The 25,005-nt window shown below is 73.1% G+C and carries 23 protein-coding genes; 17 read left to right on the top strand and 6 right to left on the bottom strand.

The genetic code is table 11. From position 1 onward, the window contains the following. Positions 1-25 precede the first annotated feature (25 nt). From ACFY3J_RS12520 to ACFY3J_RS12545, 6 genes are all read left to right on the top strand, one after another. Positions 26-349 carry an integration host factor gene (locus ACFY3J_RS12520; protein WP_003977346.1) on the top strand — a complete coding sequence of 108 codons (324 nt, stop codon included), beginning with the start codon at positions 26-28 and terminating at the stop codon, positions 347-349. Positions 350-407: 58 nt separating this feature from the next. Next, positions 408-1,001 carry a guanylate kinase gene (gmk, locus tag ACFY3J_RS12525; protein ID WP_384175588.1) on the top strand — a complete coding sequence of 198 codons (594 nt, stop codon included), beginning with the start codon at positions 408-410 and terminating at the stop codon, positions 999-1,001. 62 nt (positions 1,002-1,063) lie between these two features. Next, entirely contained in the window at positions 1,064-1,336 is a 273-nt protein-coding gene (gene rpoZ / locus ACFY3J_RS12530; protein WP_004933985.1) for a DNA-directed RNA polymerase subunit omega, read from the top strand. Positions 1,337-1,510: 174 nt separating this feature from the next. Next, the gene (gene coaBC / locus ACFY3J_RS12535) at positions 1,511-2,713 is read left to right on the top strand and encodes a bifunctional phosphopantothenoylcysteine decarboxylase/phosphopantothenate--cysteine ligase CoaBC (RefSeq protein ID WP_384175591.1); all 1,203 of its coding nucleotides are present in this window, start codon (positions 1,511-1,513) and stop codon (positions 2,711-2,713) included. A gap of 239 nt (positions 2,714-2,952) precedes the next feature. Further along, complete coding sequence (metK, locus tag ACFY3J_RS12540; RefSeq protein ID WP_141362798.1) at positions 2,953-4,176, top strand: methionine adenosyltransferase; 1,224 nt, start codon at positions 2,953-2,955, stop codon at positions 4,174-4,176. A 113-nt stretch (positions 4,177-4,289) separates the two neighbouring features. Further along, complete coding sequence (locus tag ACFY3J_RS12545; protein ID WP_384175593.1) at positions 4,290-6,437, top strand: primosomal protein N'; 2,148 nt, start codon at positions 4,290-4,292, stop codon at positions 6,435-6,437. Between the two features lie 428 nt (positions 6,438-6,865). On the opposite strand, the gene ACFY3J_RS12550 is transcribed toward ACFY3J_RS12545, so the two are convergent. Then, entirely contained in the window at positions 6,866-7,399 is a 534-nt protein-coding gene (locus ACFY3J_RS12550; RefSeq protein ID WP_384175595.1) for a hypothetical protein, read from the bottom strand. Between the two features lie 690 nt (positions 7,400-8,089). Here ACFY3J_RS12550 and fmt point away from each other — a divergent pair. The 8 genes from fmt (at position 8,090) to ACFY3J_RS12590 (ending at position 15,368) form a co-directional block, all read left to right on the top strand. After that, a complete protein-coding gene (gene fmt, locus ACFY3J_RS12555) occupies positions 8,090-9,022 on the top strand; it encodes a methionyl-tRNA formyltransferase (protein ID WP_390840839.1) in 933 nt (310 codons plus the stop codon). An 81-nt stretch (positions 9,023-9,103) separates the two neighbouring features. Further along, positions 9,104-10,519 (top strand): RsmB/NOP family class I SAM-dependent RNA methyltransferase, encoded by a 1,416-nt coding sequence (locus ACFY3J_RS12560; protein ID WP_384175599.1) that lies wholly within the window; start codon positions 9,104-9,106, stop codon positions 10,517-10,519. 215 nt (positions 10,520-10,734) lie between these two features. Next, positions 10,735-11,421, top strand: coding sequence for a ribulose-phosphate 3-epimerase (gene rpe / locus ACFY3J_RS12565; RefSeq protein WP_384175601.1), 687 nt, complete (start codon positions 10,735-10,737; stop codon positions 11,419-11,421). Between the two features lie 78 nt (positions 11,422-11,499). After that, a complete protein-coding gene (locus tag ACFY3J_RS12570; RefSeq protein WP_361417065.1) occupies positions 11,500-12,543 on the top strand; it encodes a sugar-binding domain-containing protein in 1,044 nt (347 codons plus the stop codon). Positions 12,544-12,580: 37 nt separating this feature from the next. Continuing rightward, positions 12,581-12,982 carry a ribonuclease domain-containing protein gene (locus ACFY3J_RS12575; RefSeq protein ID WP_384175603.1) on the top strand — a complete coding sequence of 134 codons (402 nt, stop codon included), beginning with the start codon at positions 12,581-12,583 and terminating at the stop codon, positions 12,980-12,982. Continuing rightward, the gene (locus tag ACFY3J_RS12580) at positions 12,979-13,308 is read left to right on the top strand and encodes a barstar family protein (RefSeq protein WP_384175605.1); all 330 of its coding nucleotides are present in this window, start codon (positions 12,979-12,981) and stop codon (positions 13,306-13,308) included. The genes ACFY3J_RS12575 and ACFY3J_RS12580 overlap by 4 nt, the downstream gene beginning before the upstream one ends. A gap of 132 nt (positions 13,309-13,440) precedes the next feature. Continuing rightward, on the top strand, positions 13,441-14,883 hold the full coding sequence (locus ACFY3J_RS12585; RefSeq protein ID WP_384175607.1) for a GuaB1 family IMP dehydrogenase-related protein: 1,443 nt from the start codon (positions 13,441-13,443) through the stop codon (positions 14,881-14,883). 32 nt (positions 14,884-14,915) lie between these two features. After that, positions 14,916-15,368, top strand: a complete 453-nt coding sequence (locus ACFY3J_RS12590; RefSeq protein ID WP_141362818.1) for an Lrp/AsnC family transcriptional regulator — start codon at positions 14,916-14,918, stop codon at positions 15,366-15,368. A gap of 190 nt (positions 15,369-15,558) precedes the next feature. Here the strand turns inward: ACFY3J_RS12590 and ACFY3J_RS12595 are convergent, their stop codons facing one another. Beyond that, complete coding sequence (locus ACFY3J_RS12595; protein ID WP_384175609.1) at positions 15,559-16,023, bottom strand: hypothetical protein; 465 nt, start codon at positions 16,021-16,023, stop codon at positions 15,559-15,561. A 465-nt stretch (positions 16,024-16,488) separates the two neighbouring features. On the opposite strand from ACFY3J_RS12595, the gene ACFY3J_RS12600 reads away from it, so the two are divergent. Together ACFY3J_RS12600 and ACFY3J_RS12605 are read left to right on the top strand one after the other, a co-directional pair. Further along, entirely contained in the window at positions 16,489-17,277 is a 789-nt protein-coding gene (locus tag ACFY3J_RS12600; RefSeq protein WP_384175611.1) for a carbon-nitrogen hydrolase family protein, read from the top strand. Between the two features lie 59 nt (positions 17,278-17,336). Continuing rightward, positions 17,337-19,049: a flavin monoamine oxidase family protein gene (locus tag ACFY3J_RS12605; RefSeq protein ID WP_384175613.1), complete on the top strand. Its 1,713-nt coding sequence runs from the start codon at positions 17,337-17,339 to the stop codon at positions 19,047-19,049. A gap of 16 nt (positions 19,050-19,065) precedes the next feature. Here the strand turns inward: ACFY3J_RS12605 and ACFY3J_RS12610 are convergent, their stop codons facing one another. The 4 genes from ACFY3J_RS12610 to ACFY3J_RS12625 form a co-directional block, all read right to left on the bottom strand. Beyond that, positions 19,066-19,995, bottom strand: coding sequence for an LLM class F420-dependent oxidoreductase (locus tag ACFY3J_RS12610; RefSeq protein ID WP_390840840.1), 930 nt, complete (start codon positions 19,993-19,995; stop codon positions 19,066-19,068). 92 nt (positions 19,996-20,087) lie between these two features. Next, a complete protein-coding gene (locus ACFY3J_RS12615) occupies positions 20,088-20,753 on the bottom strand; it encodes a DUF5995 family protein (protein ID WP_384175617.1) in 666 nt (221 codons plus the stop codon). Between the two features lie 128 nt (positions 20,754-20,881). After that, entirely contained in the window at positions 20,882-22,279 is a 1,398-nt protein-coding gene (locus ACFY3J_RS12620; protein ID WP_384175619.1) for a uracil-xanthine permease family protein, read from the bottom strand. A gap of 117 nt (positions 22,280-22,396) precedes the next feature. Continuing rightward, entirely contained in the window at positions 22,397-23,608 is a 1,212-nt protein-coding gene (locus tag ACFY3J_RS12625; protein ID WP_390840841.1) for an MFS transporter, read from the bottom strand. A gap of 133 nt (positions 23,609-23,741) precedes the next feature. Here ACFY3J_RS12625 and ACFY3J_RS12630 point away from each other — a divergent pair, with 133 nt between their 5' ends. After that, entirely contained in the window at positions 23,742-24,992 is a 1,251-nt protein-coding gene (locus ACFY3J_RS12630) for an ROK family transcriptional regulator (protein ID WP_384175623.1), read from the top strand. Positions 24,993-25,005 lie beyond the last annotated feature (13 nt).

Genomic DNA, 25,005 nt, shown 5'->3' on the forward strand with positions numbered 1-25,005 from the left:
GTTCGACATCCGAGGTGACGTAGGCGTGGCTCTTCCGCCCCTAACCCCTGAACAGCGCGCAGCCGCGCTCGAAAAGGCCGCCGCGGCTCGCCGGGAGCGGGCCGAGGTCAAGAATCGACTCAAGCACTCCGGCGCCTCCCTGCACGAGGTCATCAAGCAGGGCCAGGAGAACGACGTCATCGGCAAGATGAAGGTCTCCGCCCTTCTTGAGTCCCTGCCGGGCGTGGGCAAGGTCCGCGCCAAGCAGATCATGGAGCGGCTCGGCATCTCCGAGAGCCGTCGCGTGCGCGGCCTCGGGTCCAACCAGATCGCCTCCCTGGAGCGCGAGTTCGGCAGCACCGGCTCCTGAATCCGGGGGCTTGGGGCCGGAGTCCCGGGCACCGCGCGATTGCTGGAATAATCGGCGCATGGCTGTAACACCCCGGGGCGCGACCCCCGTACCCCCGGACGCACGTCCGCGGCTGACCGTGCTCTCCGGCCCCTCAGGGGTCGGCAAGAGCACGGTCGTCGCCCATATGCGCAAGGAACACCCCGAGGTCTGGCTGTCGGTGTCCGCGACGACCCGCAAGCCCCGTCCCGGTGAGCAGCACGGCGTCCACTACTTCTTCGTCACCGACGAGGAGATGGACAAGATGATCGCCAACAGCGAGCTGCTGGAGTGGGCCGAGTTCGCGGGCAACCGCTACGGCACCCCACGCGCCGCCGTGCTGGAGCACCTGGAGTCGGGTGTGCCGGTGCTGCTGGAGATCGACCTCCAGGGCGCCCGGCAGGTCCGCGAGTCCATGCCCGAGGGCCGGCTGGTGTTCCTGGCTCCTCCCTCCTGGGAGGAGCTCGTGCGCAGGCTCACCGGGCGGGGGACCGAGCCGCCCGAGGTCATCGAACGGCGGCTGGAGGCGGCGAAGGTCGAACTCGCGGCCGAGCCGGAGTTCGACGAGACCCTGGTCAACACCTCCGTCGAGGACGTGGCTCGCGAGCTGCTAGCCTTGATGGACGTTGTGTGATCGTGGCAGTGACCGTGACGGTCGCACCGACTGATTCTTTCCCATCCATCGGAAGGTAGAGCGTGTCCTCTTCCATCTCCGCGCCCGAGGGCATCATCAACCCGCCGATCGACGAGCTCCTCGAGGCCACCGACTCGAAGTACAGCCTCGTGATCTACGCGGCCAAGCGGGCCCGCCAGATCAACGCGTACTACTCGCAGCTCGGCGAGGGCCTCCTCGAGTACGTCGGTCCGCTCGTCGACACCCACGTCCACGAGAAGCCGCTCTCCATCGCCCTGCGCGAGATCAACGCGGGTCTGCTGACGTCCGAGGCCGTCGAGGGCCCGGGTCAGTAGTCCCTGCGGTTCTTCATATCTGCAGATCGCAGTAGGTTTTTCCACAGGCCCGGCAGCACGACTGCCGGGCCTGTGGTGTGCTCGGGGGGTGCGGGAGTCGATCCCGCGATGATGCAGCATGGACGCGTACGCCGACGAACCGCGGCGTGCGTGTGTCGAGTGCGGGGAGGCCCGGTGAGCAAGCCCAAGGTCGTTCTGGGGGTCGGTGGCGGCATCGCCGCCTACAAGGCGTGCGAGCTGTTGCGCAGGCTGACCGAGTCGGGTCACGACGTGCGTGTGGTGCCGACCGCCTCCGCGCTGCACTTCGTCGGCGCCGCGACCTGGTCCGCCCTGTCCGGCCACCCCGTCTCCACCGAGGTCTGGGACGACGTCCACGAGGTCCCGCACGTCCGTATCGGGCAGCAGGCCGACCTGGTGGTCGTCGCCCCCGCCACCGCCGACATGCTCGCCAGGGCCGCCCACGGCCTCGCCGACGACCTGCTGACCAACACCCTGCTCACCGCCCGCTGTCCGGTGGTCTTCGCCCCCGCGATGCACACCGAGATGTGGGAGCACCCGGCCACCCAGGACAACGTGGCGACGCTGCGCCGCCGCGGCGCCGTCGTCGTCGAACCGGCGGTCGGCCGGCTGACCGGCGTCGACACCGGAAAGGGCCGGCTGCCCGACCCGGCGGAGATCTTCGAGGTCTGCCGCCGTGTGCTCGCCCGGGGCGCGACCGGGCCCGACCTCGCCGGGCGGCACGTCGTCGTCAGCGCCGGCGGCACCCGTGAGCCCCTCGACCCCGTCCGCTTCCTCGGCAACCGTTCCTCCGGCAAGCAGGGCTACGCCCTCGCGCGGACGGCGGCGGCCCGCGGGGCCCGGGTCACGCTCGTCGCCGCCAACACCGCCCTGCCGGACCCGGCGGGCGTGGACCTGGTCCGGGTCGGCACGGCCGTGCAGCTGCGGGAGGCGGTACTGAAGGCCGCCGCGGACGCCGACGCGGTGGTCATGGCCGCCGCGGTCGCCGACTTCCGCCCCGCGGCCTACGCGGCCGGCAAGATCAAGAAGAAGGACGGCGAGGACCCCGCGCCCATCGCGCTGGTGCGCAATCCGGACATCCTCGCGGAGATATCAGCCGAACGGACGCGGCCCGGACAGGTGATCGTGGGCTTCGCCGCGGAGACCGACGACGTCCTCGCCAACGGGCGCAAGAAGCTCGAGCGCAAGGGCTGCGACCTGCTCGTGGTCAACGAGGTGGGGGAGCGCAGGACCTTCGGCGCGGAGGAGAACGAGGCCGTGGTGCTGGCCGCCGACGGTGGCGAGACCCACGTGCCGCACGGTCCGAAGGAGGCGCTGGCCGACACCGTGTGGGACCTGGTGGCCGCCCGGCTGGGCTGAGCGCCCCCTGCTCTCGCCCGGCCACCTCGAACGTCGAAGCCCGGCGCGTGGCGACTCTGGTCAAGGTCGCCGGGCTTGGGCAGAATGCCCGTGCCGCAGGTCACAGCGCTCCCGAGAGGCGAGACAGGTGGGCCGGTGGCCGAGCGCGACCGATAAACTGTTCTCGGACGACGCCGGGCGCAGCCCCGTGCCCGTCCGCCAATGATCAGCCAGCAGCCGCTGCAACCCCAGGGAGCGTTGTGTCCCGTCGCCTGTTCACCTCGGAGTCCGTGACCGAGGGTCACCCCGACAAGATCGCTGACCAGATCAGCGACACCATTCTCGACGCGCTTCTGCGCGAGGACCCGACCTCCCGGGTCGCCGTGGAGACACTGATCACCACCGGCCTGGTGCACGTGGCCGGTGAGGTCACGACCAAGACCTACGCGGACATCGCGACCCTGGTCCGGGACAAGATCCTCGAGATCGGCTACGACTCCTCCAAGAAGGGCTTCGACGGCGCCTCCTGCGGCGTTTCCGTCTCGATCGGCGCGCAGTCCCCGGACATCGCGCAGGGCGTGGACACGGCGTACGAGTCGCGGGTCGAGGGTGGTGCCGCGGGCGACGGCTTCGACGAGCTGGACCGGCAGGGCGCGGGCGACCAGGGCCTGATGTTCGGCTACGCCTCCGACGAGACCCCGACGCTGATGCCGCTGCCGATCTTCCTGGCGCACCGGCTGTCCAAGCGCCTGTCGGACGTGCGCAAGAACGGCACGATCCCCTACCTGCGCCCGGACGGCAAGACCCAGGTCACCATCGAGTACGACGGCGACAAGGCGGTCCGCCTCGACACCGTGGTCGTCTCCTCGCAGCACGCCTCCGACATCGACCTGGACTCGCTGCTGGCGCCCGACATCCGCGAGTTCGTCGTCGAGCCGGAGCTGAAGGCGCTGCTGGACGACGGCATCAAGCTGGACACCGAGGGCTACCGGCTGCTGGTCAACCCCACCGGCCGGTTCGAGATCGGCGGCCCGATGGGCGACGCCGGACTGACCGGTCGCAAGATCATCATCGACACCTACGGCGGCATGGCCCGCCACGGCGGCGGCGCCTTCTCCGGCAAGGACCCGTCCAAGGTGGACCGCTCGGCCGCGTACGCGATGCGCTGGGTCGCCAAGAACGTGGTGGCGGCGGGCCTGGCCTCCCGCTGCGAGGTCCAGGTCGCCTACGCGATCGGCAAGGCCGAGCCGGTGGGCCTGTTCGTGGAGACCTTCGGCACCCACAAGGTGGAGCCCGAGAAGATCGAGAAGGCGATCGACGAGGTCTTCGACCTGCGTCCGGCCGCCATCATCCGCGACCTCGACCTGCTTCGCCCGATCTACGCCCAGACCGCCGCCTACGGCCACTTCGGCCGCGAGCTGCCCGACTTCACCTGGGAGCGCACCGACCGCGTGGACGCGCTGCGCGAGGCGGCGGGTCTGTAGGACCGGGGCCGCGGGCCCACGTCCGCCGCGAGACCTGAGCGAGGCCCGGACCCCAGGAGGGTCCGGGCCTCGCTCGCCGTCGGTTGTCGGTCCCGTTTGGTAAGAATGCAAGCGTGAGCAGCGAGAACGGGACGGGGGACGGCGGGGCCGCGGGGGCGCCGCCGGAACAGCTTGCGCTCATCCGGGAGAGCGTGCGCAAGGCGAAGGAGCCGCGGGCCAAGCCGCGCACCTGGCGCGGTGCCGCGCTCGCCGGGGAACTGCCCGTGGCGCGCGTACTGGTCGACAAGGGCGCACTGCACCTCGACCGTTGCTTCGACTACGCCGTCCCCGCCGAACTGGACGCCGACGCGCGGCCCGGGGTGCGGGTGCGCGTGCGGTTCGGAGCCGGACGGCACCGGGTGCGCGAGGGACGGCGCGAGGGCGGCGGGCTCATCGACGGGTACCTGATCGAGCGCCGGGCCGAGTCCGACTACGCGGGGCCGCTCGCCGCGCTCGCCCAGGTCGTGTCGCCCGAGCCCGTGCTCAGCGAGGAACTGCTCGGCCTGGCACGAGCCGTCGCCGACCGGTACGCGGGCAGCGTCGCCGACGTACTCCAACTCGCCGTGCCGCCGCGCAGGGCGCGCGCCGAGGAACGGCCCTCGCCCGCACCGCTGCCGCCGCCGCCCGCACCCGACGCGGGCTCCTGGGCCCGCTACGAGCGGGGCGCCGCGTTCGTGCGGGCCCTGGCCGCGGGGGGCTCGCCGCGTGCCGTGTGGAACGCGCTGCCCGGGCCCGAGTGGAGCGAGGAACTGGCCCGCTCCGTCGCCGCCGCGCTCGCCTCGGGACGCGGTGCGCTCGTCGTCGTACCGGACGGGCGGGCCGCCGCCCGGGTGGACGCCGCGCTGACGGCCCTCCTCGGCGAGGGACGGCATGCGCTGCTCACCGCCGACGCGGGGCCCGAGAAGCGGTACCGGCAGTGGCTCGCCGTGCGCCGGGGATCCGTACGGGCCGTCGTCGGCACCCGGGCCGCCATGTTCGCGCCGGTGCGGGATCTCGGGCTGGTCGCGCTGTGGGACGACGGGGACGACAGCCACAGCGAGCAGCACGCGCCGCAGCCGCACGCCCGCGAGGTGCTGCTGCTGCGCGCCGCGCAGGACAAGTGCGGTTTCCTGTTGGGCGGTTGGAGCTGCACGGTGGAGGCGGCGCAGCTCGTCGAGAGCGGCTGGGCCAGGCCGCTCGTCGCCGCCAGGGAACAGGTGCGGCGGGCGGCTCCGCTCGTGCGCACGGTGGGCGACACCGATCTCGCCCGGGACGAGGCCGCGCGGGCGGCCCGGCTGCCCTCGCTCGCCTGGCAGGCGGCCAGGGAGGGACTGCGGCACGGGCCCGTACTGGTGCAGGTGCCCCGCCGGGGCTACGTACCGCGGATGGCCTGCGCGCAGTGCCGGGCGCCCGCGCGGTGCCGGCACTGCTCGGGACCTCTCCAGGGGCAGGACGCGGGGGCGCTCGGCTGTGGCTGGTGCGGGCGGGAGGAGTCGGCGTGGCACTGCCCGGAGTGCGGTTCGTTCCGGCTGCGGGCCCAGGTCGTCGGAGCCCGGCGGACCGCCGAGGAACTGGGCCGGGCGTTCCCGTCCGTACCCGTGCGGACCTCGGGTCGCGAGCACGTGCTGGACACGGTGCCGGGGTCACCCGCGTTGGTGGTGAGCACCCCGGGTGCGGAGCCGGTCGCCGAGGGCGGGTACGCGGCGGCCCTGCTCCTGGATGGCTGGGCCATGCTCGGGCGTCCCGATCTGCGCGCCGGCGAGGACGCGCTGCGGCGCTGGATCGCCGCGGCCGCGCTCGTCCGGCCGCAGCCGGAGGGCGGCACCGTGGTTGTCGTCGCCGAGCCGACCCTGCGGCCCGTGCAGGCGCTGGTGCGCTGGGACCCCGTCGGTCACGCCCTGCGGGAGCTGTCCGAACGCGCCGAACTCGGGTTCCCGCCGGTGTCCCGTATGGCGGCCGTGTCGGGCCCGGCGGAGGCGGTGTCGGACTTCCTTCCCGCCGTCGAACTGCCGCGGGAGGCAGAGGTGTTGGGACCTGTCCCGCTACCGGTCACGCCTCCGGGTCGCCCGCGCCGGTCCGGCGCGCCCCCACCCGGCGAACACTGGACCCGGACCCTGATCCGCGTCCCGCCCGGCAGCGGAGCCGCGTTGGCCTCCGCACTGAAGGCCACCCAGGCGGCCCGTATGGCCCGCGGAAACCATGACCCGGTCTGGGTACGCGTCGACCCACCGGACATCGGCTGACACGGCGACGCCCGCGCGGTGAGGGGGCTGCGAACTCCGGCCGCGTGTACTGCCGTTCGCCGAAGGCGCGCGTCCAGGCCGGGCCGGGGGCGGGCAGAGGTCCGAGCCTCCTTGCGGCGCCGGGCGAGTTGGGGTCCTGCGGAGGACGGATCGCAGGTCAGGTCGGGCGGTCGGGTCTGTGCGGGCCGGTGTTCTGGGGGCGTGCCACGAGGGCCCGGCACGGCGGCCGAGGCCGTACCGCGTCGTACCGGTACGGGTCTCGCCGGGGTGCTCGGCGGCCGTCGGGACGGAGCGGTGAGCGGGCCGCCTGGTGTCCGGCCGCGCCCGGGACCGCGTGAGAGGGGCTGACGAGCGCCGTCAGTGCCCGGCCTAGGGGGGTGGCAGGACCCTCCCGGGTGCCCGCCGGGAGGGGACACGGCAAGGGGTCGTCAGCCGTTGCGGGGGCCGGGGAAGACGGTGGGGCGGGTCTCGTCGCGCAGGACCGGGCCACAGGCCGTCGGCTGGGTCGGCATGGAGCGGGCCGCGGGGACCGTGGCGATGCCGGTGCCGACATTGACCGTACGGGTGCCCGTCGGCTCCGGGGTCCGCTCGCCCTCGGGGGCCGCCTGGGCCGCCGCGCGGCGGGCGCCGTAACGCCGGTGGACCGCCTGCTTGGTGACGCCGAGGGCCGAGCCGACGGCGTCCCACGAGAAGCCGAGCGAGCGGTCGAAGTCCACGGCGGCCGTGACCAGGGTCTCGACGCTGTCCCGCAGCTCCTGGGCGAGACGGACGGTCGGGGCGGGGGCGCGTCCGTAGACGACGAAGCCCGTGGAAGGGCCGGAGCGGCGTGGGCGGTAGACGTTGCCCAGCTGGGCGGTGAGCGTGCGCAGTGCATCCACCTGCCGGCGGACCCGCTCGATGTCCCGCACCAGCAAGTGCAGGCTGGCCCGGGCCTGGGCGTCGTGGGTTGCGTGGTCGGCCATGAACAAGCCTCTCGAACCGGCGTTGAAAGGAATCGGGCCGAGCAGGCGGCCCGCTGTGGTCAACTCTTACTTGACCAACGCGCTTGCCCTCCACGGGTCACGGTGTGGGGGCGTAGGGAAACACGCGTACGCCCCCGTGCGCCGGACGCGCGCTGCATGGTCGGCCGACGGCCTCCCCCGTCATCTGCCGCCCGGCCCGGTCATCTGCCGCCCGGCTCAGTCGTCTGTGGCTCGGCTTCGTGGTCTGCTGCCTGGCGTGCCGCCCATTGCCCGGCCTGGTCATCTGCTGCCCCGGCTCCGTGGCCTGCTGTCCCGCGTGCCGCGTGCCGCGTGCCGCGTGCCGCGTGCCGCGTGCCGCGTGCCGCGTGCCGCGTGCGTGGCGACGGCGGGGTCGGCCCACACTCCGGTCAAGCTGCCGCCTGCCGCCCCGGCTCCGTGGCTCGCCGCCTGGCGTGCCGCTCGCCGCCAGGCTCCGTCACCTGCCGTCCGCCGGCCACCTGCCGTCCGCCGGTCACCTGCCGTCCGGCCCGTCACCTGCCGTCCGGCGCGGCGCTTGCCGCCCGCCCGTCACCTGCCGCCCGGCCCGGTGCCCGCGGCCCCGTCGCGCTCGTCAGCCACGGCTTTCCGCCCGTGGTCATAGACTGGTGCGCTGCCCGCCGTCCAACCCGCCCGAGAGGCCCAAGCCACCCCATGAAGCTCGTCTTCGCCGGTACCCCCGAGGTCGCCGTTCCCGCTCTGGACGCCCTGCTCGCCTCCGGGCGGCACGAGGTGGCGGCCGTCGTCACCCGGCCCGACGCGCCGGCCGGGCGCGGGCGCAGGCTGGTCGCGAGCCCGGTCGCCGAGCGGGCGGAGGAGGCCGGGATCGAGGTGCTCAAGCCCCTCAAGCCGCGGGACCCGGAGTTCCTGGAGCGGCTGAAGGAGATCGCCCCGGACTGCTGCCCGGTCGTCGCCTACGGTGCCCTGCTGCCCAGGGCGGCCCTCGACATCCCCGCCCACGGCTGGGTCAACCTGCACTTCTCCCTGCTGCCCGCCTGGCGCGGCGCCGCCCCCGCGCAGCACGCCCTCATGGCCGGGGACGAGATCACCGGCGCGTCCACCTTCCTCATCGAGGAAGGGCTCGACTCCGGCCCGGTCTACGGCACCGTCACCGAGCGGATCAGGCCCACCGACACCAGCGGCGACCTGCTCACCCGGCTCGCCCTCGCCGGGGCCGGACTGCTCGCCGCGACCATGGACGGCATCGAGGACGGCACCCTGGAGGCCGTGCCGCAGCCGGCCGAGGGCGTCACCCTGGCCCCCAAGATCACCGTTGAGGACGCCCGGGTCGACTGGACGGCACCCGCCCTGCGCGTGGACCGCGTGGTACGCGGCTGCACACCGGCGCCCGGCGCCTGGACCACGTTCCGCGGCGAGCGGCTCAAGCTGATCCAGGCCGCCCCGGCGCCGCAGCGCACCGACCTCGCTCCGGGCGCGCTCGCCGTCGGCAAGAACGACGTCCACGTCGGCACCGGTTCGTACGCCGTCGAGCTGCTGTGGGTGCAGGCGCAGGGCAAGAAGCCGATGCGGGCGGCGGACTGGGCGCGCGGGGCGCGCATCGCCCAGGGCGAGACGCTCGGCGGCTGACCAGGCGGCCCGGACCGGGACGTAGGCTGGGTGCACCGCGCGTCCGAGCGCGGCGCACCCAGACAACCGGAGCACCTTTTCGTGAGCGACACCCGTCGGCCCCGCAGGCCCGCCAAGCCCTACCGCCGACCCCAGAAGGACCCCGTCCGCATCCTCGCCTTCGAGGCACTGCGCGCCGTGGACGAGCGGGACGCCTACGCCAACCTGGTCCTGCCCCCGCTGCTGCGCAAGGCACGAGAGAAGGGCGACTTCGACGGCCGGGACGCCGCACTCGCCACCGAGCTGGTGTACGGAACGCTGCGCCGCCAGGGAACGTACGACGCGATCCTCGCGGACTGTGTCGACCGCCCGCTGCGGGAGGTCGACCCGCCCGTCCTGGACGTGCTGACCCTCGGTGCCCACCAGCTGCTCGGGACGCGCATCCCCAGCCACGCCGCTGTGTCCGCCACCGTCGAGCTCGCCCGGGTCGTCCTCGGCGACGGGCGGGCCAAGTTCGTCAACGCCGTGCTGCGCAAGGTCGCGCAGAACGACCTCGACGGCTGGCTGGAGAAGATCGCCCCGCCCTACGACGAGGACCCCGAGGACCACCTCGCCGTCGTCCACTCCCACCCCCGCTGGGTCGTCTCCGCCCTGTGGGACTCCCTCGGCGGCGGACGCGCCGGGATCGAGGACCTGCTGGAGGCCGACAACGAGCGGCCGGAGGTGACCCTGGTAGCCCGGCCCGGACGGGCCGGCACCGAGGAGCTGCTGCGCGAGGAGGCCGCGGTGCCGGGCCGCTGGTCGCCCTACGCCGTGCGGCTGACCGAGGGCGGCGAACCGGGCGCCGTGGACGCCGTACGGGAGGGCCGGGCCGGCGTCCAGGACGAGGGCAGCCAGCTCGTCGCACTCGCCCTGGCGAACGCGCCCCTCGACGGCCCCGACCGGAGGTGGCTCGACGGATGCGCGGGCCCCGGCGGCAAGGCGGCCCTGCTGGCCGCGCTCGCCGCCGAGCGCGGAGCCGTCCTGCTCGCCTCCGAGAAGCAGCCCCACCGCGCCGGGCTGGTGGCGAAGGCACTGGCCGGCAACCCCGGCCCGTACCAGGTGATCGCCGCCGACGGCACGCGCCCCGCCTGGCGGCCGGGCAGCTTCGACCGCGTCCTCGTCGACGTCCCCTGCACCGGGCTCGGCGCCCTGCGCAGGCGCCCCGAGGCCCGGTGGAGGCGCCGCCCGGAGGACCTGGACGGCTTCGCCCCGCTCCAGCGCGGCCTGCTGCGCACGGCCCTGGAGTCGGTGCGCGTCGGCGGCGTGGTCGGCTACGCGACCTGCTCCCCCCACCTCGCCGAGACCCGCGCCGTGGTCGCCGACGTGCTCAAGCAGTTCCCCGGGGCCGAACTGATCGACGCCCGCCCGCTGCTGCCGGGCGTCGGGCTCCTCGGCGACGGCCCCGACGTACAGCTGTGGCCGCATCTGCACGGGACCGACGCGATGTACCTGGCCCTGATCCGCCGCACCGGCTGACCGGCCCCTTCGCGGGTCCGGCCCGCGCCATCCCGCGAAGCGTCCGTGGAGCGGGCCGGCGGGCGCGGCTTCGCCCGCGCCCGCATACGGCGGCTTCGCCCGCGCCCGCACAACGGCGGCCCCGTCCGTGCGCCCGTGCGTCATGGCCGCCGCCTTCCGGCCTCCAGCCGGGTACCGGGGGGAGCGGGCGGGCCCGGGCATGGCACGCTTGGGGCATGGCCGTGCAGATCAACCCCAGCATCCTGTCCGCCGACTTCGCGCGCCTCGCCGAGGAGGCGAAGGCGGTCGAAGGGGCCGACTGGCTCCACGTCGACGTCATGGACAACCACTTCGTCCCGAACCTCACGCTCGGCGTGCCCGTCGTGGAGTCCCTGGCCCGGGCGACGGACACCCCGCTGGACTGCCACCTGATGATCGAGCAGCCCGATCGCTGGGCGCCGCAGTACGTCGAGGCGGGCGCCTCCTCCGTGACCTTCCACGTCGAGGCGGCCGCCGCCCCCGTCCGGCTGGCCCGCGAGATCCGCGCCAAGGGTGCCCGGGCCTCGATGGCCCTCAAGCCCGCCACCCCCATCGAGCCGTACGAGGACCTGCTCCCCGAGCTCGACATGCTCCTGATCATGACGGTGGAGCCGGGCTTCGGCGGCCAGGCCTTCCTCGACATCATGCTGCCCAAGATCCGCCGCACCCGGGAGCTGATCGGCAAGCACGGCCTCCAGCTGTGGCTCCAGGTCGACGGCGGGGTGTCGGCCTCGACGATCGAGCGGTGCGCGGAGGCGGGCGCGGACGTGTTCGTCGCCGGCTCGGCGGTCTACGGTGCGGAGGACCCCGCCGAAGCGGTACGTGCCCTGCGCGGTCAGGCGGAAAAGGCCACCGCCAAGGCGTCCTGGGCGTGCGGCCACTGAACAACGGCTGCGTGAACGGCAACCATCAGGGCTGATCAAGCGCGCCGGATCTGCAAGGATGAACGGTGAATCCAGAATGTGAACAGCAGTGAGGAGATCGCCGTGTCGGGTATGTCGGCGGGCCGGTCAGCCATGCGGATGGGACCCGCTGAGCTGGTGCAGGCGGCGGCCATGGCCCGCCGTTTCTACCTCGAGGGCAAATCGAAGATCCAGATCGCCGAGGAGTTCGGCGTCAGCCGCTTCAAGGTGGCCAGGGTCCTGGAGACCGCTCTCGAACGGGATCTCGTGCGCATCGAGATCCGCGTGCCGGCCGAGCTGGACGCCGAGCGCTCCGACGCGCTCCGTGCCCGCTACGGCCTCAGGCACGCCGTCGTGGTCGAGTCCCCGGCCGAGGCAGAGGAGACGCCCGACCCCGAGAACCTCGGCGAAGTAGCCGCCGATCTGCTCGGCGAGCTCGTCGACGAGGGAGACGTGCTGGGTCTGGCCTGGGGCCGTTCCACCATCCACATGGCGGCGGCCCTGAACCGGCTGCCGCCCTGCACGGTGGTGCAGCTGACGGGGGTGTACGACGCCGGGACCTCCGAGCGCGGCTCGGTGGAGGCCGTGCGCCGCGCCGCCCAGGTCTCGGGGGGCGACGCCCACCCCATCTACGCGCCGATGCTGCTGCCGGACGCGGCCACCGCGGCGGCGCTGCGGCACCAGACCGGGATCGCGCGCGCCTTCGAGTACTTCGACAAGGTCACGGTCGCCTGTGTGTCCATCGGTTCCTGGGAACCGGGCATCTCGACGGTGCACGACATGCTCAGCGACGAGGAGCGGGCCCACTACGCCTCGCTCGGCGTCTCCGCCGAGATGGCCGCGCACCTGTTCGACGCCGAGGGCCGCCGGATCGGACGGGACCTGGGGGAGCGGTGCATCACGGTCAAGGCCGACCAGCTGCGCCGTATCCCCGAGGTCGTCGCGATCGCGGGCGGGCAGCGCAAGGCGGCGGCGATCGACGCGGTGCTGCGGTCCGGCCTCGTCACCAGCCTGGTCACGGACACCTCGGCCGCGGACTACCTGATGACGGCGGGGCCCACCCCCAGGCCCGCTCTCAACAGGGCGGACCCGGACGGCCCCTGACGAGTCCGCGCGGGACGGCCGTGGGAGCATCGACGGCATGCTGCTGCGGTTCGTCCCCCGTGTGCTCGCGGGGCTCCTCGTCACGCTCGCCGTCCTTCTGACAGGCTGCTCGCCCTCCGGGCCGGCCGGTTCCGACCCCTCAGCCCCGTCGTGGGCCCACGGGATGGCCACGATCAGCCAGTCCCGGCTGCCGGCCGAGGCCCGGCAGACCCTGGACCTCGTCGACAAGGGCGGCCCCTACCCGTACCGGCAGGACAACACCGTGTTCGGCAATTTCGAGGGGCGGTTGCCCAAGGAGCCGCGCGGCTACTACCACGAGTACACGGTGCGGACCCCGGGGTCGCGCGACCGCGGGGCCAGGCGCATCGTCACCGGCCAGGGCGGGGAGTTCTATTACACCGATGATCACTACAACACGTTCCGGGCGGTGCTGAGATGAGCGAAGACCTGGCGGGCCGGGTCGTGGTCACGCTGGACCTCGACGGTGTCACGGACAAGGCGGGGCTGATGGACCGCGCCGCCCGTGCCCTCGCACTGCCCGGCTGGTTCGGACGGAACTGGGACGCGCTGGCCGACAGCCTCGGCGACGAGACCCTCTGGCCGGCGGAGGCCGTGGAGCGCGGGATGCTGATCGTGGTACGGGGCTGGCAGGCGTACGCGCAGGCCAGGCCGGAGGAGTGGGAGATCGCCGTGGAGGTCTTCGCCGCCTCGGCGGGCGGCCGGCCGGCCCTGGACGTCGCCCTCGCGCTTGGAGGTTCCTCCTAGGGGGCGGGCGGTCGGCCTGGACGATCCGTCCGGGTATGGCACGGCCCGCGCCATGGGAGAATGAAGTACGTGCTCTTTCCCCCTGACGGACCTGTCCGGGGGTCACCTCTGATCGACTGGGATGTGCGGCACGTGCGTTTCCTCAATGACATCCAGCCCGCGTACGACCTGACGTACGACGACGTCTTCATGGTGCCGAGCCGCAGCGCGGTCGGTTCACGTCAGGGCGTGGACCTCAGTTCCCCGGACGGCACGGGCACCACCATCCCGCTCGTCGTCGCCAACATGACCGCCATCGCCGGGCGCCGCATGGCCGAGACCGTGGCCCGCCGCGGCGGACTGGTGGTCATTCCGCAGGACATCCCGAACGACGTCGTCACCGACGTGATCTCCTGGGTCAAGAACCGCCATCTGGTCCTGGACACCCCGATCGTGCTCGCCCCGCACCAGACCGTCGCCGACGCCCTGGCCCTGCTGCCCAAGCGCGCGCACAACGCCGGTGTGGTCGTCGACGAGCAGCACCGGCCGGTCGGCGTGGTCACCGACCGGGACCTGACCGGTGTCGACCGCTTCACCCAGCTCGAAGTGGTGATGAGCAAGGACCTGCTCCTGCTGGACGCGGACATCGACCCGCGCGAGGCCTTCAACACCCTGGACGGGGCCAACCGCCGCTATGCGCCGGCCGTGGACAAGGACGGCAGGCTCGCCGGCATCCTCACCCGCAAGGGCGCCCTGCGCGCCACGCTGTACACCCCGGCCACCGACGCCCGGGGCAAGCTGCGCATCGCCGCCGCCGTGGGTATCAACGGCGACGTCGCCGGCAAGGCCGAGCAACTGCTCGACGCGGGCGTCGACACCCTCGTCATCGACACCGCGCACGGCCACCAGGAGTCGATGATCAACGCCGTCAAGCTGGTGCGGGACCTCGACCCGCGGGTGCCGGTCGTCGCCGGCAACATCGTCTCCGCCGAGGGCGTCAAGGACCTCATCGAGGCGGGCGCCGACATCGTCAAGGTGGGTGTGGGACCGGGCGCCATGTGCACCACCCGCATGATGACCGGCGTGGGCCGCCCGCAGTTCTCCGCGGTCCTGGAGTGCGCGGCCGAGGCGAAGAAGTACGGCAAGCACGTGTGGGCCGACGGCGGTGTCCGCCACCCGCGCGACGTGGCGATGGCACTCGCGGCCGGCGCGTCCAACGTGATGATCGGCTCCTGGTTCGCGGGCACCTACGAGTCGCCCGGCGACCTCCAGCACGACGCCAACGGCCGCCCCTACAAGGAGTCGTTCGGCATGGCCTCCGCGCGCGCGGTGCGCAACCGCACCTCCGAGGAGTCCGCGTACGACCGCGCCCGCAAGGCGCTGTTCGAGGAGGGCATCTCGACCTCCCGGATGTTCCTCGACCCGGCCATGCCGGGCGTCGAGGACCTGATCGACTCGATCATCGCGGGCGTCCGCTCCTCGTGCACCTACGCCGGGGCCGGCTCACTGGAGGAGTTCGCCGACAAGGCCATCGTCGGCATTCAGAGCGCGGCAGGCTACGCCGAGGGCCAGCCGCTGCACGCCAGCTGGAACTGAGCCGCCGAGTCCCGAGAAGTGATCCACCGACAGTGCTGAACGATCTCGACGAACGCATCGTGCACGCCCTCGCCGAGGACGCCCGCCGCTCCTACGCGGACATCGGGCAGCTGGTCGGCCTGTCCGCGCCCGCCGTGAAGCGGCGCGTGGACCGGCTGCGCGCCACCGGGGCCATCACCGGTTTCACCGTCCGGGTCGACCCGGCGGCACTCGGCTGGGAGACCGAGGGGTTCGTCGAGATCTACTGCCGGCGCCACACCTCCCCGGAGACCATCCAGCGCGGCCTGGAGCGCTACCAGGAGGTCGTGTCCGCCTCCACCGTCACCGGTGAGGCGGACGCGATCGTCCAGGTCTTCGCCGCCGACATGCGGCATTTCGAGCGGGTCCTGGAGCGGATCGCCGGCGAGCCGTTCGTGGAACGGACGAAGTCCGTGCTGGTGCTCTCGCCCCTGCTGCGCCGCTTCTCCTCCGGCGCGCCGGGCTAGTGCCCCGACAGGCAACGGTTTCCCCCTCGCGACGCCCGGCACGCCCTCTCGCCGCACCGGCCGAAAGCCCAAGTACGGTCCAGTACGAGGACTTCCGGCCGGCACTCCCCCAAGCTCTTCGAGCAGGGGGGACCCCCGGAGCACGCACCGGACGCCGCTCCTTTACGGGCAAACGTTGCCTGCCGCGGCACTAGGGCACCCTCGACCTGCGGTCGATCGCCGACAGCAGGCGCCGCATGCCCACCGCATGCCCGCCCGTGGCGATCACCAGCCGCCGGTAGAGGCCGCCGGCCGGGCCGGGGAAGGCGGCCCGGGTCTCGGCGCGCAGCCGCGAACGCCCGGGACCGGCCGGTTCGAGGCGGAACGTCAGCGCGTACGACGAGAAGCGATGCCGTCCGGTGAGCACCAGTTCCCGGCCCGTGTCGGCGGCGACCACCCGGAACCCGGGAAGAGTCGAGCCCTCCGCGAGGGGACGCGGTCCGGACGCCGCACGGTCGGCGCATCCGACCAGGCGGGCGTAGCGGGCCGCGCCGGGACCGCAGAACGATCCCTCCAGCGCGGCGCCGAGCCCGCGCCACACGGCGCCGGTGTCCGCCGCGACGACGGTCGCGTGCTCGTCGACGTACGGCAGTGCGGCGATTCCGGCGACATCCATGAAGGCCCCCTTCAGCCGGCCGTCTTGCGCGACAGGGCGTTGTTCCCTGTCGAATTGTGCATGCTGAAGCTCACCGCCTCCTGCACCGAGGGCTGCGGGTGCTCGACTCCTGAACGTACGTCAGGGGCACCCCGCGTCCTTGGCCGGAGGTCGCCGGCAACGACTGGTCCTCGGACCACGCGGCGGTCGTGACCGCCTTCGGCGTGTCAGGGGGCCACCGAGGCCGGCCCAGCGCGTAGCGAGCGCCCGGGCGGCCGGCCCGGAGCCGCTGGGGGAGGCCGCGGGGCGGCTGCGGACCCGTGCTTCGCCCCCGCCTCCCGCGGAGGCGCAACGAATCGCCGCCCGTCCCGGGTTGTACGCAACGATTCGCTCACCGGCGCGCAACGGCTCCGGCTTGTCCGCCCGAGACGGCCGAACGTACGGTCTAACCGATCCCCGAACCCCCCGTACCGGTGAGGAACATCCATGCGCACCGCCCTGCTCCAGAGCTCCGGCCATCCCGGCTCCGTCGCCGAGAACCTCGAGGTCCTCGACGACGCCGCCGGCCGGGCCGCCGCCGCGGGGGCCGGACTGCTGGCGACGTCGGAGCTGTTCCTGACCGGGTACGCGATCGGCGACGACATCGGCCGTCTGGCCGAGCCCGCCGACGGCGACCGGGCGGACGCGGTCGCGGAGCTGGCCCGCAGGCACGGGCTGGCCGTCGCCTACGGCTACCCGGAGCGGGACGGCGAGACGGTCTACAACTCCGTGCAGCTGATCTCCGCCGACGGCACCCGCCTCGCCAACTACCGCAAGACCCACCTGTTCGGCGACTTCGAGCACGGCCAGTTCACGCCGGGCGAGCAGCCGGTCGTCCAGGCGGAGCTGAACGGGCTGACCGTCGGTCTGATCATCTGCTACGACGTGGAGTTCCCGGAGAACGTGCGCGCCCACGCGCTGGCCGGCACCGACCTCCTCGTCGTCCCGACGGCGCTCATGCACCCGTTCCAGTTCGTCGCCGAGTCCCTGGTGCCGGTGCGCGCCTTCGAGAGCCAGATGTACGTCGCCTACGCCAACCGGGTCGGCACGGAAGGCGAGTTCGAGTTCGTCGGGCTGTCCGCCCTGGCCGGCCCCGACGGGGTGGTCCGCACCCGCGCCGGCCGGTCCGAGGAACTGGTCCTCGCGGACGCCGACCCCGCCTTCCTCGCCGCCTCCCGCGAGGCCAACCCGTATCTGGAGGGCCGCCGCCCCGGCCTCTACGGGTCCCTCGTCTGACCCCCGGACCTCCCCTCTCTCCCCACCCCCGGTTCTTTCGCGCAAGGAGTCCGCACCCCATGACGTCCACGGTGCCCAACGCCGTCGAGCACGCCGACGAGCAGCAGCCGCCGATCACCATGTTCGGCCCGGACTTCCCGTACGCGTACGACGACTTCCTCGCCCACCCGGCGGGCCTCGGCCAGGTCCCCGCGACCGAGCACGGCACCGAGGTCGCGATCATCGGCGGCGGCCTGTCCGGCATCGTCGCCGCCTACGAGCTGATGAAGATGGGCCTCAAGCCCGTCGTCTACGAGGCCGACCGGATCGGCGGCCGGCTGCGCACCGTCGGCTTCGAGGGCTGCGACGAGTCGCTGACCGCCGAGATGGGCGCCATGCGCTTCCCGCCGTCCTCCACCGCCCTCCAGCACTACATCGACCTGGTGGGCCTCGAGACCCGGCCGTTCCCCAACCCCCTGGCCGAGGCGACCCCGTCGACCGTCGTCGACCTCAAGGGCGAGTCGCACTACGCCGAGACCATCGACGACCTGCCGCAGGTCTACCGGGACGTGGCGGACGCCTGGAACCGGTGCCTGGAGGAGGGCGCCGACTTCTCCGACATGAACCGCGCCCTGCGCGAGCGCGACGTGCCGCGCATCCGCGAGATCTGGTCCCGGCTGGTCGAGAAGCTCGACAACCAGACCTTCTACGGCTTCCTGTGCGACTCCGAGGCCTTCAGGTCCTTCCGGCACCGCGAGATCTTCGGCCAGGTCGGCTTCGGCACCGGAGGCTGGGACACCGACTTCCCCAACTCCATCCTGGAGATCCTGCGCGTCGTCTACACCGAGGCCGACGACCACCACCGCGGCATCGTGGGCGGCTCGCAGCAACTGCCGCTCAGGCTCTGGGAGCGCGAGCCGGAGAAGATCCTGCACTGGCCCTACGGCACGTCGCTGAAGTCCCTGCACGTGGACGGCGACCCGCGCCCCGCCGTGACCCGGCTGCACCGCACCGCGAACAACCGCATCACGGTGACGGACGCGAACGGCGACATCCGCACCTACAAGGCGGCCGTCTTCACCGCCCAGTCCTGGATGCTGCTGTCCAAGGTCCGGTGCGACGACGCCCTCTTCCCGATCGACCACTGGACCGCCATCGAGCGCACCCACTACATGGAGTCCAGCAAGCTCTTCGTGCCCGTCGACCGGCCGTTCTGGCGGGACAGGGCCGTCGACGACAAGGGCGAGCCGACCGGCCGGGACGTGATGTCGATGACGCTCACCGACCGCATGACCCGCGGCACCTACCTGCTCGACGACGGCCCGGACAAGCCCGCCGTCATCTGCCTCTCCTACACCTGGTGCGACGACAGCCTGAAGTGGCTGCCGCTGTCCGCGAACGAGCGGATGGAGGTCATGCTGAAGTCGCTGTCGGAGATCTATCCGAACGTCGACATCCGCAAGCACATCATCGGCAGCCCGGTGACCGTCTCCTGGGAGAACGAGCCCTACTTCATGGGCGCGTTCAAGGCCAACCTGCCCGGCCACTACCGCTACCAGCGGCGCCTGTTCACCCACTTCATGCAGGACCGGCTGCCCGAGGACAAGCGGGGCGTCTTCCTCGCCGGCGACGACATCTCCTGGACGGCCGGGTGGGCCGAGGGCGCCGTGCAGACCGCGCTGAACGCGGTCTGGGGCGTCATGCACCACCTCGGCGGCGGCACCGACCCGGCCAACCCCGGCCCCGGCGACGTCTACGACGAGATCGCTCCGGTCGAACTCCCGGAGGACTGACAGGAGTTCAGGGCGGTCACACCCCGGCCGCCCGCGCCTTCTCGAACACCTCCGCGGCGACGTCCTTGAGCTCCTCGGCGTCCCGCGGGCGGCCCTGCACGTCGATGAGGATCTCTTCCAGGCCGATCGCCGCGTACGGGAGGAGGTCCTCGACGATCTGGTCCGCGTCACCCTGGAAGGGCCGGCGGCCGGCGCCGTCGTACGGCTTGGCCGAGTACGCCGCGTTCACCCGCAGCACCGTCTGGATCGGCTGCTGCCGGCCCCGCTCGGCGGCCAGGTCCCGCACCGCGTCCCACTGGCTCGCGACCTGCTCGGCGCCCATGGCCACCGGCAGCCAGCCGTCGGCGTGCTCGACGAGCCGCTCCCGGGCCCTGCGGGTGCTCGCGGCCAGCAGGATCGGGATCGGCCGGGCCGGCTTGGGCCCCACCACGGCCGACTCGATCTTCGTGATACGGCCGTCGTAGCGCACCGGGTCGGGCCCCCACACGGCCCGGCAGACGTCGATCACCTCGTCCAGTACCTGGCCGCGCTCCTTGATCGGCCGGATTCCCGCCGCCGCGTACTCGTCCAGGGACCAGCCCGTGCCGAAGCCGGCGATCACCCGGCCACCGCTGGCCGCGTCCAGCGAGGCGAGGGACCTGGCGAGCTGGAACGGCACGTGCAGCGGCGCGACCAGCACGCTGCTGCCCAGCCGGACCCGCTCGGTGGCCGCCGCGGCCAGGGTGAGCGTGACCAGTGGGTCGGCCACGTGCCGGTACGAGTCGGGCCAGGGCACGCCCTCGATGCCGTACAGACCCTGTGTGGCGGGCTCCGGGAACAGGGCCCGCTCGTACACCCACACGCTGTCGTAGCCGATGCGCTCCACTGAGCGTGCCACGTCGGGCACGTCCCTGCCGAGGTCGTACTGCCGGTTCTGCGGAAGACCGATTCCAAGACGGGTCGCCATGACGGTGCGCTCCTTCGTGATCGTCCGTGTTCCAAGGGCAACGTACAGTGATCACGGGGGAGTTCCGGGAAGGTGCGGGGCGGATGTCCGGATCAGTCCGGCAGCGGTGTGAGCATCATGCGGCAGTCGAAGCCGACCGCGGCGTCCAGTCGTCGGCCGAACTCCTCGGCCACGTCGGGCAGTCGGCGCAGTGCCCACAGCGCCCGCGCGGCCGACCAGCTCGCCTCCCGGGCCCGCTCCAGGTCCCACGAGCCGAGCAGGTGGGTGAGCGGATCGGTGATGTGCAGCAGTTCGGGACCGGGCACCAGATCCTCGCGGACACGCTCCTCCAGCGACAGGAGGAAGTCGCCCAAGCGGTGGAACTCGCCCTCCAGCTCGGCCGGTTCGCACGGCGCGACCCGGCAGGCGTCCACCACGGCCAGGGCCAGGTCGTGGCCGATGTGCGCGTGGATGCCCGCCAGCGCGAACTGCGCCGGCCGCACCCCGGGGTGCCGCCGGAACTGGAACAACGGCCGCCAGCAGGCGGGCGGCCGCCGTCCTTCGGCTGCCGCTTCCACGGCGGCGAGGTACCGCCCGGCGAACGGTGCGTCCAGCGTGGTCGCGGGCCATCGGCCGGCCGCCTCGGCGGCGGCGAGGTACACACGCTGGAAGACCGCGACCCCGTCGCGCTCGGGCAGCCCGGCGGCCAGGTGGCGCATCCTGTCGACCAGCGCGTCCACTGTGTCCGGGCCATGGGTGAGTTGTGCCGATTGCCCCATGGGGGCAGCGTCCCAGGCCCGGGACGGCCCGGGCGCCGACGGGCCCGGCGCTTCCCCGGAACGGGGGAACGCGCCCGTCGGCGAACGGGGCGGAGGGGGCCTGCGAGGCAGGCCGGGCGGAGCGGGACCTACGAGGCGGGCCCGGTGCCCTGAGCCTCCCCGCCGTACGACGACGTGCCCTCGTCCAGCAGCGGCTCCTGCTTCTTGAGATGGGCGGGCGCGAACGCGCGCAGCGCGTGGTAGCCGGTGATGACGACCAGGGTGCCGAGCGCGATGCCGCTGAGGGAGAAGGTGTCGCTGAACTTCAGGCTGACGTTGCCGACGCCGATGATGATGCCCGCCGCGGCCGGCACCAGGTTCAGCGGGTTGCGCAGGTCGACCTTGGCGTTGATCCAGATCTGCGCGCCGAGCAGGCCGATCATGCCGTACAGGATGACGGTGATGCCGCCGAGGACGCCGCCCGGGATCGCGGCCACGATCGCGCCGAACTTGGGGCAGACGCCGAACAGCAGCGCGAAGCCCGCGGCGGCCCAGTACGCGGCCGTCGAGTAGACGCGGGTCGCGGCCATCACGCCGATGTTCTCGGAGTAGGTGGTGTTCGGCGGGCCGCCCACCGCGGTCGACAGCATGGAGGCCACACCGTCGGCCGAGATCGCGGTGCCGAGCTTGTCGTCCAGCGGGTCGCCGGTCATCTCGCCGACCGCCTTCACATGCCCCGCGTTCTCCGCGACCAGCGCGATGACGACGGGCAGCGCCACCAGGATCGCCGACCACTGGAAGCTGGGCCCGTGGAAGGACGGCAGCCCGATCCAGTCGGCCTTGCCCACGCCCGAGAGGTCCAGGCGCCAGTGGTCGGTGAGGCTGCCGCTCGCGTCCACGGAGTGGATCCTGCCGAAGACCTGGTCGAAGACCCAGGAGACGGCGTAGCCGAAGACCAGGCCGAGGAAGATCGCGATCCGGGACCAGAAGCCGCGCAGGCACACGACGGCCAGCCCGGTGAACAGCATCACGAGCAGGGCCGTCCACTGGTCCTGCGGCCAGTAGGTGGAGGCCGTCACCGGAGCGAGGTTGAAGCCGATCAGCATGACGACCGCGCCGGTGACGATCGGCGGCATCGCGGCGTGGATGATCCGCGCCCCGAAGCGCTGCACGGCGAGGCCGACCAGGAACAGCGCGACACCGACGACGAAGACCGCGCCGGTCACGGTGGCGCTGGTGCCGCCCTGCGCCCGGATGACCGCGGCGACGCCCACGAAGGAGAGCGAGCAGCCCAGGTAGCTGGGCACCCGGCCGCGGGTGGCGAGCAGGAAGATCACGGTCGCGACGCCCGACATCATGATCGCGAGGTTGGGGTCGAGACCCATGAGCACGGGGGCGACGAAGGAGGCGCCGAACATGGCCACGACGTGCTGGGCGCCGAGTCCTGCCGTGCGGGGCCACGAGAGCCGTTCGTCGGGCCGGACCACTGCTCCGGGTGCGGGCGTGCGCCCGTCACCGTGCAGTTTCCAGCGCACGCCGAGGTCCATGGTGGGATTTCGCTTTCTCTGTACGTGGAGCCTGTCCGCACCATTGTCGGGGGTGCCCGGAGGTCCCGTGCCCACCCGCCCCTGCTCAGGCGCCGTTCAGGCGCCGCTCAGGACCGCTCAGGGCCGCGGGTCGGGAACCGCGGTGCTCGCGGGACCGATCTTCGTCCGGTCCCGGTCACCCGCCCTGAGGACCCCCGCGAAGGCGACCAGACCGCACGCCAGCAGGGTCACCAGGCCGAAGGACACCACCAGGCTGGTCGCCTGGGCGAGCCCGCCGATCGCGCTCGGGGCGACCAGCCCGGAGGTGTATGTGATGGTCGCGACACCGGCGATGGCCTGGCTGGGGTTCGGGCCGCTGCGGCCGGCCGCGGCGAAGCACAGCGGTACGACGACCGCGATACCGAGGCCCATCAGCGCGAACCCGGTCATCGCCACCACCGGATGGCCCCCGGCGACGACGAACAGGCCGCCCACGACCGCCAGCACGCCGCTCGCCCGCACCGTGCGCACGGCGCCGAACCGGTCCACCACCCGGTCGCCCGCGATCCGCGCGATCGCCATCGTGAGGGTGAAGCCGGTGGTGCAGGCCGCCGCGAGACCGGCCGAGGTCTCCAGCTGGTGCCGCAGGTAGACCGCCGACCAGTCCAGGCTCGCGCCCTCCGCGAACACCGCGCAGAACCCGATCGCGCCGATCAGCAGCGCCGACTTCGGCGGCAGCGCGAACCGCGGCGGCGGCTCCTCGTCCTGGGCGGGCTGGAGGTCCAGCACCCAGGTGCAGGCGGCCACGCCCAGCACGGTCAGCACGGCGGCGGCCAGCAGGTGGTGCAGCCGCGCGTCCGAGCCGAGGTGCGCGGCGACCGTGCCGGCCGCCGAGCCGACCAGGGCTCCCGCGCTCCACATGCCGTGCAGGCCGGACATGATCGAACGGTCGAGCCGGTTCTCGACCTCCACCCCGAGGGCGTTCATCGCGACGTCCGCCATGCCCGCCGTGGCGCCGTAGACGAACAGGCCGAGGCAGAGGGTCAGGAGGTTCGGCGCGAGGGAGGGCAGGACGAGGGCGAGCGTCCACAGGGCGATCAGGCCGCGCAGCGCGTTGCGGGCGCCGAAGCGGTGGCTGATGCCGCCCGCGAGCGGCATCGCGAGGGACGCGCCGAGGGCCGGGAAGGCCAGCGCGAGCCCCAGCTGCCCGGGGCTGACCCCGGCGTGGTCCTGGATCCAGGGCACGCGGGTCGCGAACGAGCCGGTGACGGCGCCGTGTACGGCGAAGACGGCCGCCACGGCGTACCGGGCGCGCCGCACCTCGCGCTGTTCGTAAACCACTGCACTCATTGTCCGGCCCCTCCCGGGCTGACCGCCGTTGCCCCTCGCGCCGTCGCGCCGCCGTAAACTATCAGGGAACCTGCCTGATAGATAGCGCATATCAGGGACGGCAGCAGCCCGCAGATCTGGGAGGATTCCCGGCATGCCCGCATCCCCGAGCACCGCCCGGGCCATCAACGACCGGCTCGCCCTGCGGCTGCTTCAACAGCAAGGACCGCTGACAGCAGGGCAGTTGAAGCAGCTCACCGGTCTGTCCCGGCCCACCGTCGCCGACCTCGTCGAACGGCTCACGGCCTCCGGCCTGATCACCGTGGTCGGTGAGTCCGGCGAGCAGCGGCGCGGGCCGAACGCGCGGCTGTACGGCATCGTCGCCGACCGCGCCCACCTGGCCGCCCTCGACGTCCGCACCGAGAGCGTGTCCTTGATCGTCGCCGATCTGCTGGGCCGGGAACTGGCCGCGGAGTCCGTGCCGATCGGCGGGGACACGGGCACCGGGCCCGCGCTGGAGCAGGCGGTCGGTCTGGTGGAGCGGGTGGTCAAGGAAGCGGGAGCGGACCGGCTGCACACGGTCGGCATCGGCGCGCCGGGGCTGATCGACCCGGTCACCGGCGAACTCCGTGACTCCACGGGACTGCCCGAATGGCATCGCAGGCTGGTGGCGGCGTTGCAGGAGCGGCTGCCGCGGGCCCGGGTCACCGTCGAGAACGAGACCAACCTCGCGGCGCTGGCCGAGCAGCGCGACGGGGCCGCCCGGGGCCGGGACACGTTCGTCCTGCTGTGGCTCGGCCACGGCACGGGCGCGGCCGTCGTCCTGGACGGAACCCTGCGCCGCGGTGCCTCCGGAGGCACCGGCGAGATCGGGTTCCTGCCCGTCCCGGGCACCGGCGGCCTCCCCTCGGCGACGGACTGCGCGGACGGCTTCCACTCACTGGCCGGCGCGACGGCGGTGACGGAACTGGCCGCGCGACACGGGCTGTTGGCGGAGGGGGCCGGGACGGAGGGGGCGGGGTCGGAGCCCGTCGCCGCGGAACTGGTGCGGGCGGCGGTACGGGCAACCGCGGGGACGGCCGTCTCCGCCGCGGAGGCCGCTGATGACGCTGAGGACTCCGCCGCGGCCGCGCGTTTCCTCGATGCCCTGGCCGACCGCGTCGCCCTCGGGGTCGCCTCGGTGGTGGCCGTCCTCGATCCCGGATGCGTGGTCCTCGGGGGCGAGGTCGGGCAGGCGGGCGGTGAGGTGCTCGCCGCGCGCGTGGCGGAGCGCGTGGCGCGGATGTCGCCGCTGCGCACCGAGGTGAGGGCGGGCGCGCTCGGCGGCAGGGCGGTGCTGCGCGGCGCGCTCGTGACCGCCCGCGACCGCGCGCAGGACGACTTGTTCGCCCCGCCGGAGCGCTGACACCACAAGGAGC

It is taken from the genome of Streptomyces sp. NPDC001231, from assembly GCF_042896885.1.
Lineage (GTDB): Bacteria > Actinomycetota > Actinomycetes > Streptomycetales > Streptomycetaceae > Streptomyces.

Bases quoted from the DNA above. Each gene is read 5' to 3' on its own strand.
- ACFY3J_RS12595 (WP_384175609.1), bottom strand. From the start codon at position 16,023: ATGGATGTCGCCGGAATCGCCGCACTGCCGTACGTCGACGAGCACGCG.
- ACFY3J_RS12605 (WP_384175613.1), top strand. From the start codon at position 17,337: ATGACGTCCACGGTGCCCAACGCCGTCGAGCACGCCGACGAGCAGCAG.
- rpe (WP_384175601.1), top strand. From the start codon at position 10,735: ATGGCCGTGCAGATCAACCCCAGCATCCTGTCCGCCGACTTCGCGCGC.
- ACFY3J_RS12580 (WP_384175605.1), top strand. From the start codon at position 12,979: ATGAGCGAAGACCTGGCGGGCCGGGTCGTGGTCACGCTGGACCTCGAC.
- ACFY3J_RS12630 (WP_384175623.1), top strand. From the start codon at position 23,742: ATGCCCGCATCCCCGAGCACCGCCCGGGCCATCAACGACCGGCTCGCC.
- ACFY3J_RS12575 (WP_384175603.1), top strand. From the start codon at position 12,581: ATGCTGCTGCGGTTCGTCCCCCGTGTGCTCGCGGGGCTCCTCGTCACG.
- ACFY3J_RS12615 (WP_384175617.1), bottom strand. From the start codon at position 20,753: ATGGGGCAATCGGCACAACTCACCCATGGCCCGGACACAGTGGACGCG.
- fmt (WP_390840839.1), top strand. From the start codon at position 8,090: ATGAAGCTCGTCTTCGCCGGTACCCCCGAGGTCGCCGTTCCCGCTCTG.
- ACFY3J_RS12600 (WP_384175611.1), top strand. From the start codon at position 16,489: ATGCGCACCGCCCTGCTCCAGAGCTCCGGCCATCCCGGCTCCGTCGCC.
- ACFY3J_RS12620 (WP_384175619.1), bottom strand. From the start codon at position 22,279: ATGGACCTCGGCGTGCGCTGGAAACTGCACGGTGACGGGCGCACGCCC.
- ACFY3J_RS12625 (WP_390840841.1), bottom strand. From the start codon at position 23,608: ATGAGTGCAGTGGTTTACGAACAGCGCGAGGTGCGGCGCGCCCGGTAC.
- ACFY3J_RS12610 (WP_390840840.1), bottom strand. From the start codon at position 19,995: ATGGCGACCCGTCTTGGAATCGGTCTTCCGCAGAACCGGCAGTACGAC.
- gmk (WP_384175588.1), top strand. From the start codon at position 408: ATGGCTGTAACACCCCGGGGCGCGACCCCCGTACCCCCGGACGCACGT.
- ACFY3J_RS12550 (WP_384175595.1), bottom strand. From the start codon at position 7,399: ATGGCCGACCACGCAACCCACGACGCCCAGGCCCGGGCCAGCCTGCAC.